Annotated in this window: 16 protein-coding genes and 2 pseudogenes; 13 read left to right on the top strand and 5 right to left on the bottom strand. The window is 59.2% G+C overall.

The window, feature by feature from the left end; genetic code table 11:
* The first annotated feature begins 131 nt into the window (after window positions 1-131).
* Window positions 132-1,241, top strand: a complete 1,110-nt coding sequence (locus V6U71_RS03505; RefSeq protein ID WP_058537121.1) for an IS110 family transposase — start codon at window positions 132-134, stop codon at window positions 1,239-1,241.
* A 292-nt stretch (window positions 1,242-1,533) separates the two neighbouring features.
* Here the strand turns inward: V6U71_RS03505 and V6U71_RS03500 are convergent, their stop codons facing one another.
* A complete protein-coding gene (locus V6U71_RS03500) occupies window positions 1,534-1,719 on the bottom strand; it encodes a transposase domain-containing protein (RefSeq protein WP_058537122.1) in 186 nt (61 codons plus the stop codon).
* A gap of 28 nt (window positions 1,720-1,747) precedes the next feature.
* On the opposite strand from V6U71_RS03500, the pseudogene V6U71_RS03495 reads away from it, so the two are divergent.
* The 3 genes and pseudogenes from V6U71_RS03495 to V6U71_RS03485 all read left to right on the top strand — a co-directional run.
* Window positions 1,748-1,954, top strand: a pseudogene (locus tag V6U71_RS03495) (transposase domain-containing protein); the annotation flags it as partial.
* Window positions 1,951-2,550, top strand: a complete 600-nt coding sequence (locus V6U71_RS03490) for a plasmid pRiA4b ORF-3 family protein (RefSeq protein WP_411341004.1) — start codon at window positions 1,951-1,953, stop codon at window positions 2,548-2,550. The pseudogene V6U71_RS03495 and the gene V6U71_RS03490, both read left to right, overlap by 4 nt.
* A 12-nt stretch (window positions 2,551-2,562) precedes the next feature.
* Window positions 2,563-2,850 (top strand): annotated as a pseudogene (locus tag V6U71_RS03485) (integrase core domain-containing protein); the annotation flags it as partial.
* A 13-nt stretch (window positions 2,851-2,863) separates the two neighbouring features.
* Here V6U71_RS03485 and V6U71_RS03480 read toward each other — a convergent pair.
* From V6U71_RS03480 to V6U71_RS03465, 4 genes are all read right to left on the bottom strand, one after another.
* Entirely contained in the window at window positions 2,864-4,951 is a 2,088-nt protein-coding gene (locus V6U71_RS03480; protein WP_411341003.1) for an FAD-dependent oxidoreductase, read from the bottom strand.
* A gap of 46 nt (window positions 4,952-4,997) precedes the next feature.
* Window positions 4,998-6,296: an NAD(P)/FAD-dependent oxidoreductase gene (locus V6U71_RS03475; RefSeq protein WP_411341002.1), complete on the bottom strand. Its 1,299-nt coding sequence runs from the start codon at window positions 6,294-6,296 to the stop codon at window positions 4,998-5,000.
* A 66-nt stretch (window positions 6,297-6,362) separates the two neighbouring features.
* Complete coding sequence (locus V6U71_RS03470; RefSeq protein ID WP_058537126.1) at window positions 6,363-6,779, bottom strand: RidA family protein; 417 nt, start codon at window positions 6,777-6,779, stop codon at window positions 6,363-6,365.
* Between the two features lie 60 nt (window positions 6,780-6,839).
* Window positions 6,840-7,979, bottom strand: a complete 1,140-nt coding sequence (locus V6U71_RS03465; RefSeq protein ID WP_058537127.1) for a tyramine oxidase subunit B — start codon at window positions 7,977-7,979, stop codon at window positions 6,840-6,842.
* A gap of 1,626 nt (window positions 7,980-9,605) precedes the next feature.
* Between V6U71_RS03465 and V6U71_RS03460 the strand changes: the two genes are divergently transcribed.
* The 9 genes from V6U71_RS03460 to V6U71_RS03420 all read left to right on the top strand — a co-directional run bounded on the left by V6U71_RS03460 (window position 9,606) and on the right by V6U71_RS03420 (window position 19,161).
* A complete protein-coding gene (locus V6U71_RS03460) occupies window positions 9,606-10,814 on the top strand; it encodes an MFS transporter (protein WP_411341001.1) in 1,209 nt (402 codons plus the stop codon).
* Complete coding sequence (locus V6U71_RS03455) at window positions 10,811-11,215, top strand: RidA family protein (protein WP_411341000.1); 405 nt, start codon at window positions 10,811-10,813, stop codon at window positions 11,213-11,215. The genes V6U71_RS03460 and V6U71_RS03455 overlap by 4 nt, the downstream gene beginning before the upstream one ends.
* A gap of 108 nt (window positions 11,216-11,323) precedes the next feature.
* On the top strand, window positions 11,324-12,724 hold the full coding sequence (locus V6U71_RS03450; protein WP_411340999.1) for an aldehyde dehydrogenase family protein: 1,401 nt from the start codon (window positions 11,324-11,326) through the stop codon (window positions 12,722-12,724).
* A gap of 61 nt (window positions 12,725-12,785) precedes the next feature.
* Complete coding sequence (locus tag V6U71_RS03445; RefSeq protein ID WP_058537131.1) at window positions 12,786-14,231, top strand: flavin monoamine oxidase family protein; 1,446 nt, start codon at window positions 12,786-12,788, stop codon at window positions 14,229-14,231.
* On the top strand, window positions 14,224-14,721 hold the full coding sequence (locus V6U71_RS03440) for a c-type cytochrome (RefSeq protein WP_058537132.1): 498 nt from the start codon (window positions 14,224-14,226) through the stop codon (window positions 14,719-14,721). Before V6U71_RS03445 ends, V6U71_RS03440 begins: the two co-directional genes overlap by 8 nt.
* Before the next feature lie 137 nt (window positions 14,722-14,858).
* A complete protein-coding gene (locus V6U71_RS03435) occupies window positions 14,859-15,242 on the top strand; it encodes a nuclear transport factor 2 family protein (protein ID WP_058799892.1) in 384 nt (127 codons plus the stop codon).
* Between the two features lie 134 nt (window positions 15,243-15,376).
* Entirely contained in the window at window positions 15,377-17,404 is a 2,028-nt protein-coding gene (ndpC, locus tag V6U71_RS03430) for a 6-hydroxypseudooxynicotine oxidase (RefSeq protein WP_082639800.1), read from the top strand.
* A 66-nt stretch (window positions 17,405-17,470) separates the two neighbouring features.
* Entirely contained in the window at window positions 17,471-18,217 is a 747-nt protein-coding gene (locus V6U71_RS03425) for an electron transfer flavoprotein subunit beta/FixA family protein (RefSeq protein WP_058537135.1), read from the top strand.
* A complete protein-coding gene (locus tag V6U71_RS03420; protein ID WP_411340998.1) occupies window positions 18,217-19,161 on the top strand; it encodes an electron transfer flavoprotein subunit alpha/FixB family protein in 945 nt (314 codons plus the stop codon). Before V6U71_RS03425 ends, V6U71_RS03420 begins: the two co-directional genes overlap by 1 nt.
* The last annotated feature ends 125 nt before the right edge of the window (window positions 19,162-19,286 follow it).

Below are 19,286 nucleotides of genomic sequence, written 5' to 3'. Positions count from 1 at the left end.
CGCATATATCAAGCCGCGCTGAACCGTAAGACCGTATGTCCGTTTCGTGAAAGGTGTTGGTTCGCCCTACACTTGTGATCCGAGGGTTGCTCGGGTGGGCCGGGCCTATCCTCACACGAGGAGGACGAACCGTGGAACATCCTACAGAAGTTTTCATCGGAATCGATGTCGCAAAGGCCCGGAATGCCATTGCGATTGCTGATGGCGGGCGCGGTGGCGAAGTGCGCTTCATTGGGGAAGTCGATGCGTCGCTGGATGCGATGAAGTGCATCTTGCGGCGGATCACCGCCAAATATGGGGTAGTGCATTTCTGTTATGGGGCCGGACCGACCGGATATGGGCTTTACCGCCTGATAATCGAGCTCGGTCATTCCTGCATGGTGGTGGCGCCATCGCTGATCCCGAAGCGAGCAGGCGACCGGGTGAAGACGGATCGGCGCCATGCAATGATGCTCGCCAGGCTGCTGCGAGCCGGCGAACTGACGGCGGTGTGGGTGCCCGATGCGGGGCATGAGGCGATGCGCGATCTCGTTCGCGCCCGCGCCGCGGCGGTCGAGACCCAGCGGGTTCACCGGCAACAGGTCAGCGCATTCATGCTGAAGCATGGCCGTATCTTTCCGCGCAAGACGACGTGGGGTGCCCGCCACTTTCGCTGGCTCCAGGAGCAGCACTTCGATCATCCCGCTCATCAAATTGCACTGCAGGAACTGGTCGATGCGGTCCGGGTCGCCAAAGAACGCATCGGACGTATCGAGGTAGCGATTGAGGAGTTCCTGCCAGGCTGGTCGCTGGCGCCTGTCGTTCGTGCGCTTCAGGCGCTACGGGGTGTCGAGCTCATCGTCGCCGTGACGTTCGTGACCGAAATCGGCGACATGCGCCGGTTCGACAACCCACGCCAGCTGATGGGCTATCTGGGGCTGGTGCCTGGAGAGCGATCCTCCGGCGACACGGTTCGCCGCGGCGGGATCACAAAGGCGGGCAACGGTCGTGTTCGCCATATGCATGTCGAAAGCGCCTGGACGTACCGTCAACCGCCGCGTGTCGGAAAAGCCAAGCTGTATCGTCTCGATCAAACCACGCCGAAGGTCCGCGAGATCGCTTGGAAGGCGCAAAGCCGACTGACGGCCCGATATCGGGCGCTTATCACCAAGGGCAAGAAAACCCCGATCGTTTGCACGGCAATCGCCCGTGAACTTGCAGGCTTCATGTGGGCTGTTGCCAGGGAGGTGCAGCCAGCCTGACGGAATGCAGCTCCCGCGTACAGGCGGGGGCGGGACCACAGCAGGGGAATATCCGTCACACGCTTTGTGGCCGGCTTAGCCGACGCCCGTTGTAAGTTCGGATCAGCTCCGGGACGCATACACGGAAATGCGGTATCCAACCCGCGTATCAGAGCTTGATCACCGACGTCCTTCAGGCCCCGCCCCCACCTGTACGCGGCCATCTCCCGGCGCCGCGCGACTACGCGGCCGATGGCGCGCGCATTAAAGGTTGAAAGCGGACATCAGAGCGCTGTTCTCAGCCCACGTCGACCTAGGGTATGAGATTTCCAACGTTATTCGCTGGGTGACCAATGGCGAGTTTGCTGAGCGTCTCGGTCATCCAGTCGTGTGGGTCCATGCCGCTGGTGTTGCAGTTTTCAACGAGCGTGGCGATCATCGCCCGGTTGTCGCCGCCCTCGTCGGCGCCGGCAAACAGTGCGTTCTTGCGGTTATGCATACCTTTCCATAACCGCAAGTCATGACGGTTCGCCGGCTCCGACCGCGGCGGTGAGCGCGCCGCCGATCTCTATTCACTCATCGTCACCGCCAAGCTCAATGATAATGATATCGACCCGCAGGTCTGGCTCGCCGACGTCCTTGACCGCATCGCGAGCATCGCGCAAAACCGTCCCCACGAGCTTCTCTCCCGGGGATGGCGGACACGCCAGCCCGCACTTCAGGTCGCCGCATGACGCTTATCGCCCGCCTCAAGATCGTCCTAAGGGATATCGAGCCGAAGGTCATGCGCCGGATCGAGGTGCCGCTGTCGATCAATCTCGACCGGCTTCACACGGTCATCCAGATCGCCATGGGCTGGACCGACACCCATCTCTACGAGTTCCGTTTCGCCGGCGACGCCGCCTTCGGCATTCCCGATCCCGACTATCTTTCCAGCATGAATGATGCCCGCAAGACCACCCTGCGCTCCGCGATCGACGACTGCGGCGGCAAAACCTTCCGCTATATCTATGATTTTGGCGACAATTGGGACCATGCCGTCACCGTCGAACGGATCGAAGCGCGTGTGCCGGGCTTTCCCTACCCCTCGCTCCTCGCCGCCACCGGCCGATGCCCGCCCGAGGACGTCGGTGGGTCTCCCGGCTATGCCGAGTATCTCGAAGCACTCGCTGATCCGGACCATCCCGAGCATGAAGACATGCTCGAATGGGGCGGCGATTTCGATCCCGACAAAATCGATATCGCCGACATCGCAATTCGCCTCACGGATATCGGTCTGGCGTGGGAACGAAAACCCCACCGTAAAGCCCAAGCTACACCAAAGTCATAGAACCCGCAGCCTTCACCAAATGATGCAACGCAGAACGGGTTCGTCGAGAGCTTCAATGGTCGCATGCGCGACGAGCTGCTCAACGAGACGCTGTTCTTTACGATCGGTCAGGCCCGCACGATCCTTTCCCGCTGGGTCGAAGATTACGACACCGAGCGCCCGCGCTCCTCGCTCGGCTACGCCACCCCGGCGGCGTTCGCCGCCGAACTCGAAAAGCAACGGGCGGGGTTAACCCCGCCCGTTGCTTTGCCTGCGCTTATGCGCGACAACACCCCTCGGCCTCTAGTTGCAGCTGGATGAAAGATGGGTCAGGTCAGCGCCCGCTAGCGAGCCGGTCCCAAGCGGTCGCATCGCGGACGAAAGGCTTTTCGATCAGGTAGTTGATATCGCCGATTGGCGTTTGATCCATCTCTCGGCCCACCCGATGACCTGAGTGGACGGCATCGGCAATCGTGCCCGGGGCGAAGCAGTCACCGATCGCGTGGACAGAAAACTTTGGAGGCGTGTCCGCAGTAACTGTACGCAAATCGTGAAGCAAGCCGTCGTTCGGTGAGCGCAGACAGACCATAACCACCGTCACAGCGGGCAATCGAGTTGCTTGGCCGGTATAGTTACAGCGAACCTCCACCTCTTCAGCGCCGATCTCTACCAGATGTTTGGCTGTAACCAGTTTCACGCCGACGTTAAGCAGCGTCTGGTGGACCGTCTCTCGCTCCGATGTATATTTAAGCAGCGGGGAAGGTTCTGGATCAGGTGTAAGAAGTGTAACGTCCAGACCTTGCTTGGCTAGCTTCTCAGCGATGACACCTCCAAGATAATAGCCTTCATCGTCATAGATAACGACCGGTCCTTCAATCGCGTGTCCCGCTATCACCTTGTCGGGAGTGATGACGTGCGACTGGTCCCAACCGTTGACGGGAAATCTGTTTGCTTTGCCGATTCCGTCGCGGTCCCATGTAGATCCTGTTGCGACGACTATTGTTGTGAAGTCGAAATCGCTCACATCAGAAGCCTGAATTTCGCTTCCCATGTAAATGTCGACATTCGCCAGCTTATGAAGCTGACCAATTCGATAATCGGCGACGCGCCGGTAGGTGGACAGGCCGGGCAGCGTCGATTCAAGCACGGAGCGTCCACCCAGAAAATTGCTCCGTTCAGAAAGCGCAACAGAATAGCCGCGCCTTCCCAGCGTGAGAGACGCCTCGAGTCCTGCCGGGCCGCCCCCAATTACGAGGATGCGTTCATCGGACATTTTCGCCGGAACACGCTCCGGGTGCCAGCCACGCCGCCACTCTTCGCCGGTTGTCGGGTTTTGTGTGCAACGAATTCCGCCGCCCATATATTGCATCGAAAGGCAGGTGTTGCAGCCTATACACTCGCGAATATCGTCGATGCGGCCTTCTTCAATTTTCCTTGGCAGAAAGGGGTCGGCAATCGACGGACGCGCTGCGCCAATCAGATCGACCAACCCATTTTTGATGAGCGACACCATGCGATCAGGCGACGTGTATCGCCCGACAGCAACCACCGGCTTGGTTGTCACCTGTTTCACAAAGGCCGTGAAAGGCTCCTGCCACCCTTCGTCGGCAAACCGGGCAGTCATCACATCGAGATTGATGTTCTGAACATTGACGTCCCACAGATCGGGCAATTCAGCCAGCATCTCAACGACCCGCCGACCGTCGCCGCTACAGGTGTAGCCCGCATCGCCAATGCCTTCATCCACACCAAAACGGACGGCAACGGCACAGTCGGATCCGATTTCGTCTTTGGTATCCTCGATCAGCTCGCGCAAAAGTCGGGCGCGATTCTCGATAACGCCGCCATATTCATCAGTTCGCCGATTGACACGCTCCGTAATAAAGTCGCCGGGCAAGCCCATCATGTGGCTTGCGTAAACATATACGATGTCGAATCCGATATCGCGTGCGCGCCGAGCAGCCGCGCGGTGCCATTTTCTGACATCGCTAATATCCTGCTTGTCCATCTGCCGGACGATGGCCGGTACATCCATTGCCGGCCGGGGTGAGGCCGACATCGGGCGCTCTCTTGACATGCGGTTTCCGGCGAGGGCTCCCTGATGGGTCAATTCGCACCCTGCAAGGGCGCCGTGCTTTTGAACCGCCTCGACCATAAGCCGAAGCCCAGGCTTGTCATCGTCGGACCAGAGCCGCTCCCCACCACTGGGGGAAGAATCCGATGACGGATGGATCATACAAAGCTCGGTGTTCACGACCCCCCATCCGCCCTCCGCCTTTATCTCGCGGAACTTTGCAGTCGCGTGCGGAGAATAAGTCCCTAGCGCAGTACAGTGCGGAACCTGGTAGAAGCGATTTTTAGTCGTCTTAGGTCCAATTTTTACCGGCTCGAAAAGAATGTCGTACCGTGGATCATGTGCCATGCTAACGTCCCTATTTTCGGTTCGAACTTCGCGCAGATCAGCGGCCCTACGGCTCAAAACGCGCGAAACGATAGGGCTTCGGATCGATGATCGGTTTCGAACCCGTCAGAATATCCGCCGCAAGCTCGCCCGCCGCCGGCGCGGTGCCGAAGCCGTGCCCCGAAAATCCGGAGCAGACGACTAGTCCCGGTATGCCCGAAACATGATCGATTATCGGCAAGGAATCGGGCGTAACATCCACTGTTCCTGCCCAGACTTCAGCGATTTCGGCGTCTTCGAACACAGGCCAGGCCGCGCGGAGGGCGACGAAGGCTTCATCGATTGCGCGCTGGTCAACCGCAGGGTCCTTCGTCCTCATACGCTCAAAGGGTGAAACGCCTTCGGATTTCCAGCGACGAGGCAAGGCAAGGTCGTCAATGAAGTCACGCCCGAACGCGACACGCAGATAACGACCTTGCGACCGGAGAGAAGAGAAGTATTTATGCCCGATGAGCAAATGATCCAGCGTGATCGGTGCTTTAACAGCGCTGCGCTGGGTAATCACAAAACCGCCGTCCGCGCGCTTGCGAAACGAAAAATCCGGTCCGCCAACCGCTATCTCAGTGGGCCCTTCCATGGGAGCGGTGCGGGACACCGAAACGGTAAGCGGCAGTGTCGGAAAGCCGATGCCGAGGTTGCCCAAGAAGCGTCGCGACCACAAGCCGCCCGCCAACAGGACCGTGTCGCAGCTGATTTCGCCGCGTTCGGTAACGACTCCCGTAACCCGCCCCGCAGAGCGGACGACCGAGCGCACCGCGCAATTCTCGACGATGACCGCCCCCTTGGCCATCGCGGCGCTCGCAATGGCTGACGCCGCGAGCGACGGCTCAGCGCGTCCATCGGATGGGGTATAGATGCCACCCGCCCATTTGGCCCGTCCCCCAGGAACCAATTGATCGATATCACCCCGGGACAGTAGGCGCGAGTCGAGATTGAGAGGTTCCACAGAGCGGATCCAGGCCTCATGAGGCTCCATCTCCGCCTCGCTTCTGGCCAGAAAGAGAATGCCGGCTTCCCGATAGCCGACATCTAATCCCAATCGCTGCGGCATCCCCGCCCAGAGGTGGTCGGATGCGACCGCCAGGGGCACATCGGCCGGAGCGCGGCTCGTCTTGCGGATCCACCCCTGGTTGCGCGACGATTGCTCACCGGCGACCACTCCCTTCTCGAGCACGACAACCGGAATACCGCGCTCACTGAGCGTCAGTGCGGCGACCAGGCCGACAATCCCGCCCCCGATGATGACTACAGGAGCCGAAGACGGGAAGTCGTCACAAGTTAGAACAGGCGCGATATATGGTGCCACGAGGCTATCCTTGATGTGAACCGAAAGATGATAATATCAGCAGCGCGACGGATAACCGAACAAATGCTAGAGATTCTTCACTTTTACATTGCCATTCGAAGCCCCTCGATAAGCGGTGACTTCAATCTCGACCTTGTAAACTTTTGAACTGAGCGGCGGACAGCTTAGGGTCATCGCGGGATCAATACCGCGGAAACGGTCGCCGACCTTGGCCATGACGGCGGGCGTGTCGGAAGGATCCTGAATGAAGATACGCGAGGCCACGACGTCGCCCAAGCCGGCGTCGACCGCCTGCAGCGCCCGTTCGATATTCGCCAGGACCTGCTCGGTTTGTTCCTTGGCGTCCTCGGGAATCTCCTGAGTCAGAGGATTGCGCCCGGCGGTGTTTGAAACGAAGATCCAGTTATCGACGGATACCAGCCGCGAGTAGCTCGCCACGTCCTCATATCGTGAACCCGTTTTGAGCTTTACAATCTCAACCATATTATCTCCAACTCAGAGCAGAGGCCTTGGGAACCAAAAAGGCGCATTCAGTCCATTGCGTCACCGCAGAACGGGCGTGTCCCAAAGATTGAGCGACTGGCCGATGCCGCGCGCGACTGCGTTGCGATAAACGACGGTGCCCCAGGCAACGTCCTCGACGGGCATTCCGCCAACAGACAAGATGATGATTTCATCGTCATTCTGTCGGCCGGGGGCCTGGCCGGCGACGATGCGACCAAGATCCTCCAGATCTTCTTTCACCATCCGACCTTCGGCGATCATATCCATAAACTTGACGCCGATCATTGGCACCGCGTTATGGGCCGGCTTGGGCAGTTCATCAAACCAGGCTTCGTACAGACCGGTGTTATCGAGAACCTTTCGGACGTCTTTGGCCTCCATTGCCTCGTCAATCTCACACGTTGATGGCATGGCCAGAAACGCCCCTGGCTTCACCCATTCACGCTTGACGATAGGATAAGTCGAAGGATCACCTGCTACGCCTGTATTGCAGTAACTGACCACATCGGAACCGCGAACGACCGCCTCAATCGAGTCAGCCACTTCTATGTTTTTGATCTGAGGCATGTCGGCCTTTAGCCAATCGAGAAAGCTATCAAGGCTCGATTTACCGCGCGCCTTGATCTTGATCGTGTCAAGTTCGGGGCAGACAGCAGACACTGCCATGAGCGTTGTTTTGCCCATGACACCTGGGCCGACCAGCCCGAAAACCTTGGAGTCCTTTCGCGCAAGATGCCGCGCCCCCACTCCCGGGATCGCCCCGGTCCGGTATGCCGACAGGAGATTTGCGGACATGAAGGCAAGCGGCGCAGCAGTATCGGCGTCGTTGAGCACAAACATAAGGATGGACCGCGGCAAACCCTTTTCCCGGTTTTCGACGTTAGATCCATACCATTTGACACCGGTAGTCCGAAAGCGGCCGCCAAGATAGGCGGGCATCGCCATGAAACGGCGGTCCGCGGTCGGCTTTGGCATGTCTGGAAAAGGCGAGTTCTGCGGAAACAAAATTATCGCCCCGTGGGAATCGTTGTTTGATCCCGACATACGATAGTCTCCCTGCCACAACAGGCCGAACATTTCCTCCATCGTATCCACACACATGGCCATATCGGTAACACCGGCCTTGATCATGTCTTGCTCTGACAGATACAAGAAATCTATTTTTGCTGTTCCGGTCATGAGTCCACCTTCTTAACTGTCTAAATTGTCATTCGAACATCGGCCCAGAGCGAACATCACTTCCCTGACCTTCAACAACGGCCCCAAGCAAGAGTCATGCAAGCTTGCGTTGAACAAATTTCTCTAACTGGTGAATACCGCCGAGCCAGCCCGCCTCTGCGCTCCATGATCGGGTAAGCGATTAAACCGTCGGGTATCGACGCCTTCAACCGAGAGCCAGACCAGCCGGCATGAGCAACCCTCCCCTTTTCCGCGCAAAGCGTCTGTTGTTACAGGAAACAGGGAGCCGACGGCATAGCCCTGAATCTTCTGATTCATCGCCTCGTCCGTGCCCAGCGTCGGATTACAACGGGCTTCGCTATTACCCTCAATTGGAGCTAGACGTTACGATGAATCAACGATTGCCATAGACCTGCATATAAATGAGCCGCTTGGCCGTAACGACCAACCGGATTCTCAGTTTATTATACAAACGACGAATTTCTAAGCCTGTCAATCTAAAAGTCGACGCTCGACCGGTAGGCGGCCTGCGGCATCCCCTTGGCATGGCTGCCGCATGGAGCAGCAGACGGCCGACCTTGTGCCTCCGACGGCGAGCTCACGCGTAATAGGAGGAAAGATTGGGATGAGCTGCGCGAACTCCTGAAAAACCGCAACACCGTTGTTCCGCAAAGCCATGGATCTGAATTGTGATCCCGGTCAGCGCTTCTCGCGCCGCTCCGACCATCGTTGCGTGATGACGATCTGCGCGGATTTGCTGCACAACTTTTGCGTCCAACCAAGCGGAGCCCATTTCTGGAGTACGCATCCAAGGACCTGCCAAAATCAGGATGCGCCTTCCCTGACAATCGGGAGGGCGGCCCGCCAATCCGAGGGCCACCTGCTCGCGTGGCCAAGGTGCATCCTCATCCCTTGGACCCGCCCTCGCGTCGCGGCAAACGCAAAAGCGGCAAATGAAGTTTACCGCACAGAGAAGTCCAGCCGAACAAAGACGCAATAAATTATCTTTTGACAGAATTATGCTAGTTTTTTTCGGCCTCATGAGACCGTGAGAACAAACCTGTTGCCGCAAACTTCCGGGCACCCCAAAATCGTATATTAATGGTGTTATTTCACACAGTTAATCCAGATTATAGATCGCGACAGCCTCGCCGGTCGCGCCATATATCTTCCCGATAGAAAAATCATCAATCGCATAAATTAGTTGCGAACAGTGACGAAATTGCTACGAATTCAAGGAGCGTGCGGTCGATTCGATTCCACACTGAAGCCGCAACCAATCTCGCGCACGACCCAGGGAGAACAAATGTACGCCGCGACCGGCCCGATAAACGTCCTGACGAGCGGTTCGCGGCCTCATGCGGACAAATCTCGTTGGCCCGGGCGTGGCGGCTGCAGCGTCGGCGGGATTGGCTGTGGACGGGCCGTCACTTATCCCCAGACTGGCCGCGCGAACAATTCATTTGCCCAACCGCCGAGCTGCAAGCAGTTCGCTGTCCACTATCTGGTCGAAGCCTGGCCCGGATCAAACTGCGACGGGATAGAATCCGACGTGTTGGCGGCTGCCGAAGTCGGTGCTGCTGTGCCGACTCAGGCGTGAACGAGATGGGGGACAAGGCGAACACGATGTCCGGACTTGGCGATAGTCCACAGCAAACGCTCGTAATCGCAGGCCTACTCTACTCTTTTTCGCTCATACTTATCAACGTCGCCCCCTTCTTCGTTGGCATGTATGTGGACCATTTTCAGGTGAGCCTGAGCGCAGCGGGCGTCGTGCAGACGGTGGATCAGGCCGGCGGCTTGCTGGGTGCAGCCGTCGGCTTCGTCCTGATGCCCCGTTTTGGCTGGAAGGGCCTTGTTCTCATCGCTTTGCTCATCGCAGCAGTGAGCAACGCGTTTACCGCGACGGCGGATAGCTATGCCGTGTTATGCGCGGTCCGATTCCTTGCGGGTTTTGGTGCTATGCTGAGCACCACCGTGACAGCCTGCGTTCTTGCGCAGGCGACCGTCCCTTTGCGAGCCTATAGTGCGGGCCTGGCGGCAGGCATGCTCTTGTCCGCGGCGGCGGTTTGGCTGCTTGACGCCCTGCGCATTGCTTACGGCGATGCTATTGCGCTCGGTTCGGGCGCATTGTGGCTCGGCTTCGGCGGACTGCTCGCGCTCTTTCTGCCGCGCCAACTGAGCGGGCCGGTCAATCCTCACGGGGAGGCAGTCACGCCTCGCGCGCCCCACTGCCCGCAGACGGTCGGCAAAACCGCCCTGATCGCGCTTCTCCTTTTCAGTGTGAGCATCAATGTCATATACGTCTTTATCGAGCACTTTGGCTTCGCGAACGGGCTTGCCCGGGGCGATGCCACCAATGCGCTGGCTCTGGGTTTCCTCTTCGCGGCTGCCGGCAGCCTGATTCCGACCATGTTCGGCGTCGCTGGTGGCCATCTCAAGTGGATCAGCATGACAACCCTGATATTCTTTGGTTCGCTGGTGGGCATCTATAGTGCACAAACGACGGTGCTGTTCGCCTTGGCCTTTGGAGTCTGCGCCTCCGCCTGGTGCATGGGCCTCGCATATTACATGTCGTTAATCGCCCAGAACGACCCCGAACGACGATACACGAGAATGATATATATCGTGAACGCTGCTGCACAGTCGATCGGTCCAGCGATTGGTGTGCTGGCGCTAAGCCGCGCCACGCCGCCTGCTGTCTTTGCCGTGCCCCCAGTCCCTGCACTTCTCGCGGTGCTACTTGTCGCTATTGCGTTGTCGACCTCGTCCTTCCTTCCCCTTCGTGTTCACCCCCGACCACAAGAGGACTTGTACCCATGGCCTCTGCCATGAAACCCCAGTCGTTCCACCTGATCCCCGACATGGAAAAGGGATATTGCATGTCCGTCGGCGTGCGCGCCGGAGACTTACTGTTCATCGGTGGACTCTTTGCCGTGGACGACGAAGGCAACGCCCTCCATCCCGATGACGCCGCCATGCAGTTCAAGGTCGTCTACGAGCAGATGAACCGTGTACTCGCGGCCCACGGCGGCACGGCCGCCGACGTGGTGAGCGAAACGATTTATTATGGCTGCTCGGCCGAGGAATACAGCGAGCGGCTGGTTCCATACAGGCAGGCCTTCTACCTGGGCTGCAAAGGTCCATCGGTGGTTGGTGTGCGGGTCGCCGGCTTCATCGAGCGCGCCATCCAGGTCGAGGTCACGGCCATTGCTTATCTGCCAGTTCGTGCATGAGGGGTGATGATGTCATTCGGTCTGGCCCGAAGCGGCCCAGAAGGCGGCCCAAGAGTCTAGGGTTCGCGCATGCGATCTCGTGTAATTGATATATGAATTGAGTGAACCATGAACGCTTATAAAATGCTCATCGATGGACAACTGGTGGCAGGCGCGCGGACGATTGATGTCGTCAATCCCGCGACGGGCCAACCGTTCACGGCGGCCCCGGTTGCGGACGAAGGCCAGCTCAATGCCGCCGTGGCGGCGGCGCGCCACGCCTTTCCCGCTTGGGCAGCAACATCCTGGAGCGAGCGTCGGGATTGCCTCCTGTTTTTGGCGCAACGGCTTGAGGAAGAGGCCGAGGACTTTGCGCGCTTGCTCGTCAAGGAACAGGGCAAGCCCTTGCCCGAGGCGCGGTTCGAAATCGGCGCCACGGTGCAGGGGATGCGCTATTACGCCAGCGTCGAACTGTCTGCCGAAACGCGAAGCCATGTCAATGGCAGCTACCAGATTGATCGCCGCCCGCTGGGCGTCGTCGCCGCGATCACGCCGTGGAATTATCCGTTGATCTTGGCAAGCAACAAATTCGCCCCTGCCCTACTGACGGGGAACACGGTGATATTGAAGCCTGCCCCGACCACGCCGCTGACGAGCCTTGAGCTGGGCCGACTGGCATCCGAGATTTTTCCACGGGGCGTGTTCAATGTCATTGCCGACGAAAATGATCTCGGCCCAAGTCTTACCGGCCATCCCGACATTGCCAAGATTTCCTTCACCGGATCGACCGGAACCGGCAAACGCGTCATGCAGGGCGCAGTCGAGACATTGAAGCGGGTGACGCTGGAATTGGGCGGCAATGACCCGGCCATCGTCCTCAAGGACGCCGATGTGGAGCGCGCGGCCCAGGGCCTCGCCGCCACCGCCTTCCTCAACGCGGGTCAGATTTGTGCAGCGCCCAAGCGTCTTTATGTCGCCGACGAGATTTACGATGCCTTTTGTGAGCGGCTGGTCGCGGCGGCCAGAGCATTAAAGCTCGGCGCGGGGGACGAGGACGGGGTCACCATCGGTCCCATCCAGAACAATATGCAGTTCAACAAGGTTCGCGAGATTATCGAAGAAGCGGCGGCCCAAGGCAGGGTTTTGACGGGCGGTCATATCGCCAATCGGCCCGGCTTTTTCATAGAGCCGACGGTAATCGCCGATCTAGCCGACGAGGCCAGGTTGGTCGCCGATGAACAATTTGGCCCCGTCGTGCCGGTGCTTCGCTTTTCGGATGAGAGGGAGGCGATCTCGCGGGCCAACACCGGCCCTTACGGCCTCGGAGCTTCCATCTGGTCGCGTGATGTCGATCGGGCACGCACGCTCGCCCGCGATCTTGAAGCCGGAACGGTGTGGATCAATCAGCACGTCGCCATTCAACCCGACATTCCCTTTTCGGGCGCGAAGCAGTCCGGTGTCGGAACCGAAGGCGGTATTGAAGGCGTCCGTGAATTCACGCGCCTTCAAGTAATCAACGCGGCGGCCTGACGAAATTGGCTATCGGATAAGGGAAGAGGGAAATGTCGTGACCACAGATAAGAAGAACGCCATGGCGAACCAGCCTGTCGACAGACGTTCGCTGATGAGGCTCGGCGCTGCGGCAGCCGGCGCAGTTGCGCTGGCGAGCTGTGCAAAGGAAAATCCCGGACGCGAGGCACGCGACGGCGGCGGCGAAGGCGGCCCCTATGATGTCGCCGTCATCGGCGCGGGTTATGCCGGCATCACGGCCGCGCGCGACCTTGCCGCCAAGGGCTGGCGCGTGGTCGTGCTGGAAGCGCGCCCGCGCATCGGCGGGCGCACGTTCACCAGCGAGTTTCTCGGCCGGCCGGTGGAATTGGGAGGATCGTCCGTCCACTGGGTACAGCCGCATGTCTTCACGGAAATGCAGCGCTACGGCTTCGACTTCGAAGAAGTGCCTCTCTACGATCTCGACGCATCCTATATCATGACGTCGGATGGAGCCGTCCACAATGTGCCGCCCGCGAAGTTCGACACGCTTTACAACGACGCGTTCAACAGATTCTGCGCCAACTCGCGCACATTGTTTCCACAACCATACAAGCCCTTCGCCAACCCCGAAGTGCTGAAGATCGATGACATCTCGGCGGCTCGGCACCTTGCATCGCTCGGCCTCGATCCGCTGGCGAAAGCGGCATTGAGCGCAGAACTCGTACTCTATGCCGGTGGTCCGCTATCAACATTCAGCTATGCGAGTTTCGTCAAACTTTTCGCTCTCGCAGCGTGGGATCCTTTCACCTTCACTGACTCGGAAAAGCACTGGCATATCGCCAATGGCGGAACTGCGGCATTGGCCAAGGCAATCCTTGACGACAGCAAGGCCGATGTGCGGCTCGGCACTGTGGTCAAAGAAGTAGAACAGAGCGACAGGGGCGTCACCCTCAGGACTGCCGACGGACAAACATTCGAGGCAAGAGCTGCTGTCTTCACTCTGCCTACCTCTGTCTATCCAGACATCAACTTCAAGCCAGGACTGTCGCCCGCCAAGCGGGAATTCATCGCCCATGGCGATAGTGCCGATGGCGCCACGATGTACATGAAAGTAAAAAAGAACCTCGGTAACACCTTTGCCTTTTGCGATGATCCAAACCCGTTAAACGCAATCCAGACCGAGGAATTCGGTGACGACGGCACGATTCTGAAGGCGACGCTGGGCCGGCAATCGCTGATTGACATGAACGATCTGGACGCTGTCGGTGCGGAACTGCGAAAGATCCATCCCGATGCGGAAATCACCGACATCGCACCATATAATTGGGTCAAGGATCCGTTCTCGAAACAAGCATGGCCAGCCTACAAGGTCGGATGGTTCAAAAAATTCAAAGACATGGCAAAACCCGAAGGCCGCCTGTTCTTCGCCGGCTCCGCTACTGCCGACGGCTGGCACGAGTACATAGACGGCGCGGTGGAAAGCGGAATTCGTGCCTGCCGGGAAGTGACCGAAAAGCTTGCAAAAGAGGATGCGACAAATGGATAATGCTCATATCGGCAAATATCGACTGGCGTTCTTGGCCGGCCTCGTCCTGGTCGGGACGGCTGCCTGCTCGAAGCCATCCGAACAAAGCGACGGCAGCGGCGCGGAATCCGGCGTCGGGACACCCGCCCCTACCCCGGCCGCCTCGACCGACAGCTATGCTGCGCTGGCCACCGATGCGGGCCAGGTCGAGGCGGGCAAGAAATTGTTCAGCAACTGCGCCGTCTGCCATTCGGTTGACCCTGCGACGCCATCACCGGCAGGACCGCAACTCATTGCGGTAGTTGGCCGCAAGATCGGCGGCGCGGCGGGCTTTCCCTATTCGCAGGCGCTTGCAAATGCCGACGGCACTTGGACGCCCGAAAAGCTCGACGCATTCTTGAAGGACCCCATGTCGGCTTACCCTGGTACCTCGATGGCCTTCGGCGGGCTCGCGAAGGAAACCGATCGCAAGGCAATGATCGCATATCTCGCGAGCATTCCAGCGAAATAACGCCTCCCCCTTCGCGCAACGAAGCTCCCCTGTGCCAATAGTTGCGCGATCGGGGGGGGGCGTTATCCCGATCCGTAGATTCCGAAGAGAATCTTCAGCTCCTCTTATGGTAGCGCACCGACAGGAATTTTTTGAGCATGAAAAGCCTATCAGAAATCGTCAGCTCGTTCATGGGAACATTCAACGTCGGGGATTATGAGGCGATGTTGGAATTCATTTCCGATACTGCCGTCTATATCGACCCCAACGGCATCGAACATAAGGGACGCGCCGCCGTTGGCGAGGCACTCGCGCCCGGATTTGCAGTATCGGATAGCAAATCGCACTATGAGGTCACGGCGACGATGATCGACGAAGATCAATCGATGGGACTGGTGACCTGGACTCTGCTCATAACTGCGCCTGACGAAACACAATCTTCGATCGACGGTCTGGATATACTCCATGTCCGCGACGGAAAAATCATACTGAAGGACGCTTTTTGCAAGGCGAACGAAATCGCAGTTCGGCAGGTCGCCTGAACCTGCCCAACTGCTCGACGGGAAACATGCCGGAGCCGGGCTATTTTTATTTCGCCGATCCCGTTCAGGGCGGGGTTGGTTGTCGGAACGCCGGAAACCGGCATCCGGGCGATCCCTGACTGACCAACGCGCCGATGGAGCGACTTATGCGAGATCCACGCTACGATATCCTCTTTGAGCCGGTACAGATCGGACCGGTCAGGACCAAGAACCGGTTTTACGTCGTCCCACATGCGATCAGCATGGGGATGTCGTCGATGGACGAGATGGTCGCCTATCGAAAAACGCGGGCCGAAGGCGGCTGGGGAGTCATCTGCATCGAAGAGACGATGATCCACGAAACGTCGGATCACGCCCCCCTTCCGGACCCGTGCCTGTATAATGACAAGCATATCGCGCCAATCGCGCGCATCGTTGCGGCGGTGAAGGAACATGGTGCGCTGGCCGGGGTCGAGCTGGCTCATGCCGGCGCGTCGGGACCGGCAGCCTATTATCGCGAGCATCCGCTGTCTCCAACGGCCAAGTTCCCGCATTATTTCAACAATCCGATTTCCGCTAGAACGATCGACAAGCAGGATATCGCTGATTTCCGGCGCTGGTATCGCGATGCCGCCGTCCGCGCAAAGACAGCGGGATTCGACATCGTCTATGTCTATTGCGCGCATAATCTGTCGTTGTTGCAGGATTTTCTCGACACCCGAACGAATAAGCGAACGGACGAATATGGCGGCGTGTTCGAGAATCGTCTGCGCCTGCTCCGCGAAACGCTGTGCGACGTGAAGGATGCGGTCGGAGACAGCTGTGCGGTTGCGGTTCGTTTCGCCGTGGAGGATCGGCGAAGAGTATCGAACATCACCGCGCAGGAAGACGGCCGCCGGGTCATCGAAGCGCTAGCCGATGTTCCCGATCTTTGGGATGTCAACGTCAGCGATTGGCCGTGGGACAGTGGCAGCAGCCGCTTCTTTGAAGAAGGCCAGCAGGAACCGTTTATAGACTTCGTCAAGAAGGTGACGAACAAGCCGGTGGTCGGTGTTGGCCGCTTTACGTCCCCCGATGCCATGGTAAGCCAGATCAAGCGCGGCGTTCTGGATCTGATCGGCGCCGCCCGCCCCTCGATTGCCGACCCATTCTTGCCGAACAAGATCGATGAGGGGCGCCACGACGATATTCGCGAATGTATCGGGTGCAACGCTTGCACCGCAGAGGTCATGACGTCCGTGCGGATCCGCTGCACGCAAAACCCTTCAGCAGGCGAAGAGCATCTGATGGGCTGGCATCCCGAAAATGTGCCCCCCGCGGACGATCCCGACAAGAACATTCTGGTTGTGGGTGGGGGTCCGGCCGGTCTGGAGGCTGCCCACACGCTTGCCAAGCGCGGTTATCAGGTGTCGATTGCCGATGCAGGATCCGAATGGGGCGGACGCCTTGTGCGCGAGCGCAAGATGCCACGGCTGAGCGCCTGGGGGCGCGTGGTCGACTATCGCGTCGGGCAGCTTCAGACGATGGCGAATGCGAACATGTATCTCGACAGCAGGCTGACGGCAGAGGACGTCGCCGGATTCGAGGCTGACCACGTCATTGTAGCGTCAGGGGCAACGTGGCGCAGCGACGGAGTTGGCCGCAATCACGACGAGCCGATACCGGGATGCGATCTGCCCCATGTTTTCAATCCCGAAGATATATTGAACGGCAACATGCCAACCGGCAAAGTCGTCGTATATGACGAAGATTATTTCTACATGGCCACGGTCGTCGCCGAACGCCTAGCCTTGGCCGGCTGCAAGGTTACTTATGTGACGACTGCGAGCGATCCCGCGCCTTGGACCTTGAACACGCTGGAACTTGTTCACGTCATCAATTCGATGAACGAAATCGGCATCGAAATTGTCGTCGGCACTGCGATCGTCAGCATTTCCGAGGGTAAAGTCACAACCAGCCGCCTGCTCACCGGTGCCGAAGAGGCCCGGTCTGCTGATGCGGTGGTGTTGGTTACGGGCCAGGTTTCCGACGACAATCTTTATCACGAACTGGTCAAAAAACGCGACGCCGGGGAAATACCGTCGGTGGAGCGCGTCGGCGATTGCCTTGGCCCCGGACAGATCGCTCAGGCCACCCGCGATGGGCGAAAGGCCGGCATGCAGTTTGGCGTGCACGCAGACTGAATAGGCCGACTGAACCCGGTTCAACATAATCCGGGACGTGTAAGCCGCAACATATTGGAGACTTCGATGAAAATCCTCGTGCCCGTGAAGCGGGTGATCGACTATAATGTAAAGCCGCGGATCAAGGCCGATGGCACGGGCGTTGACCTGGCCAATGTCAAGATGAGTATGAACCCCTTTGACGAAATCGCGGTCGAAGAAGCGATCCGCCTGAAGGAAAAGGGCGTAGCGAGCGAGGTCGTGGCGGTCTCCGTCGGCCCGGCCAAGGCGCAGGAAACGCTGCGCACGGCATTGGCCATGGGAGCGGACCGAGCGATCCTGGTTCAAACCGACGATGCGGTCGAGCCATTGGCCGTTGCAAAGATCCTCAAGGGCATTGCTGACGAGGAACAGCCCGGCCTCGTCATCCTCGGCAAACAGGCAATCGACGACGACTGCAACCAGACCGGCCAGATGCTCGCGGCCTTGATGGGGCGTCCGCAGGGTACCTTCGCCAGTGAGGTCGCCTGTGAGGACGAACATCTGCTGGTCACGCGCGAGGTCGATGGCGGTTTCGAAAGCGTTCGCCTCGCACTGCCTGCCGTCGTCACCACCGATCTGCGCCTCAACGAGCCGCGCTATGCCTCGCTGCCCAATATCATGAAGGCGAAGTCCAAGCCGCTGGCCACCAAATCGCCCACTGACTACGGCGTCGATACCGCGCCCCGCCTCAAGACCGTCAAGGTTTCCGAGCCGCCGGTACGCCAGGCGGGCATCAAGGTGCCCGACGTCGACACCCTCGTCGCCAAGCTCAAGGAACTCGGAGTAGCCTGATGTCGAAAATTCTCGTTTGGGTAGAACACGACAACGCCGCCATCAAGGACGCCACCCTGGCCGCCGTCACCGCCGCGTCGCAGATCGGTGAAGTCCATCTGCTCGTCGCCGGATCGGGCTGTGCTGCCGCCGGCCACGCCGCGTCGCAAATCGTCGGCATAGCAAAGGTCTATGTTGCCGATGACGTCGCCTATGCCAACGCGCTCGCAGAAAATGTCGCGCCGCTGATCGTGGGCCTTATGAGCCATCACGACGCCTTTGTGGCGCCGGCCACCTCCAACGGCAAGAATATCGCGCCGCGCGTCGCCGCGCTGCTCGACGTCATGCAAATCTCCGACATCCTCTCGGTCGACGGCCCCAAAACCTTCACCCGTCCGACCTATGCGGGCAACGCCATAGCGACCGTCGAAAGCTCCGACGCCAAGCTGGTGATTACCGTGCGCGGCACCGCCTTTACCAAGGCGGCGCCGGAAGGCGGCTCGGCCCCGATCGAGGCCGTCGTCGGCAGCGGCGATGCCGGCCTCTCGAGCTTCGTAGCCGCCGAAATCGCCTTGAGCGAACGTCCAGAGCTCACGTCGGCCAAGGTCATTGTCGCCGGCGGTCGCGCCCTGAAGGATGCGGACACCTTCCAGGCGACGATCTTCCCGCTGGCCGATACGCTTGGCGCAGCGGTCGGCGCCAGCCGCGCAGCGGTCGATGCGGGCTATGTGCCCAATGACTATCAGATCGGTCAAACCGGCAAAATAGTCGCTCCGGACGTCTATATCGCCATCGGGATATCGGGCGCCATCCAGCATCTTGCAGGAATGAAGGATTCGGGAACGATCATAGCAATCGACAAGGACGAAGACGCGCCGATATTCCAGATCGCCGATCTTGGCCTGGTTGCGGATTTGTTCGACGCGGTTCCCCGTTTGACGCATACACTCCAGGAAAAGAAGTGATCTGGCCGCGATCCGCGAATTTCGGGGATCGCGTCTAGCACTGCAAGCTGCGTTCGGATCGGAAAGGGCTGCCATGTCTGTCAATCGGCGCGCAAAAGGGACCCCCGATCGGCGTCGAAGAGGGA

Origin of the sequence: Sphingopyxis sp. J-6 (assembly GCF_046603995.1) — a bacterium.
GTDB lineage: Bacteria > Pseudomonadota > Alphaproteobacteria > Sphingomonadales > Sphingomonadaceae > Sphingopyxis.
The sequence above is the reverse complement of the archived record's forward strand: the minus strand, read 5'-3'. Positions and strand labels throughout refer to the sequence as shown.

Excerpts from the sequence above, each read along its gene's own strand:
- V6U71_RS03500 (WP_058537122.1), bottom strand. The coding sequence starts at position 1,719 with ATGCATAACCGCAAGAACGCACTGTTTGCCGGCGCCGACGAGGGCGGC.
- V6U71_RS03490 (WP_411341004.1), top strand. The coding sequence starts at position 1,951 with ATGACGCTTATCGCCCGCCTCAAGATCGTCCTAAGGGATATCGAGCCG.
- V6U71_RS03480 (WP_411341003.1), bottom strand. The coding sequence starts at position 4,951 with ATGGCACATGATCCACGGTACGACATTCTTTTCGAGCCGGTAAAAATT.
- V6U71_RS03470 (WP_058537126.1), bottom strand. The coding sequence starts at position 6,779 with ATGGTTGAGATTGTAAAGCTCAAAACGGGTTCACGATATGAGGACGTG.
- V6U71_RS03465 (WP_058537127.1), bottom strand. The coding sequence starts at position 7,979 with ATGACCGGAACAGCAAAAATAGATTTCTTGTATCTGTCAGAGCAAGAC.
- V6U71_RS03460 (WP_411341001.1), top strand. The coding sequence starts at position 9,606 with ATGTCCGGACTTGGCGATAGTCCACAGCAAACGCTCGTAATCGCAGGC.
- V6U71_RS03455 (WP_411341000.1), top strand. The coding sequence starts at position 10,811 with ATGAAACCCCAGTCGTTCCACCTGATCCCCGACATGGAAAAGGGATAT.
- V6U71_RS03450 (WP_411340999.1), top strand. The coding sequence starts at position 11,324 with ATGAACGCTTATAAAATGCTCATCGATGGACAACTGGTGGCAGGCGCG.
- V6U71_RS03445 (WP_058537131.1), top strand. The coding sequence starts at position 12,786 with ATGGCGAACCAGCCTGTCGACAGACGTTCGCTGATGAGGCTCGGCGCT.
- V6U71_RS03440 (WP_058537132.1), top strand. The coding sequence starts at position 14,224 with ATGGATAATGCTCATATCGGCAAATATCGACTGGCGTTCTTGGCCGGC.
- V6U71_RS03435 (WP_058799892.1), top strand. The coding sequence starts at position 14,859 with ATGAAAAGCCTATCAGAAATCGTCAGCTCGTTCATGGGAACATTCAAC.
- ndpC (WP_082639800.1), top strand. The coding sequence starts at position 15,377 with ATGGAGCGACTTATGCGAGATCCACGCTACGATATCCTCTTTGAGCCG.
- V6U71_RS03425 (WP_058537135.1), top strand. The coding sequence starts at position 17,471 with ATGAAAATCCTCGTGCCCGTGAAGCGGGTGATCGACTATAATGTAAAG.
- V6U71_RS03420 (WP_411340998.1), top strand. The coding sequence starts at position 18,217 with ATGTCGAAAATTCTCGTTTGGGTAGAACACGACAACGCCGCCATCAAG.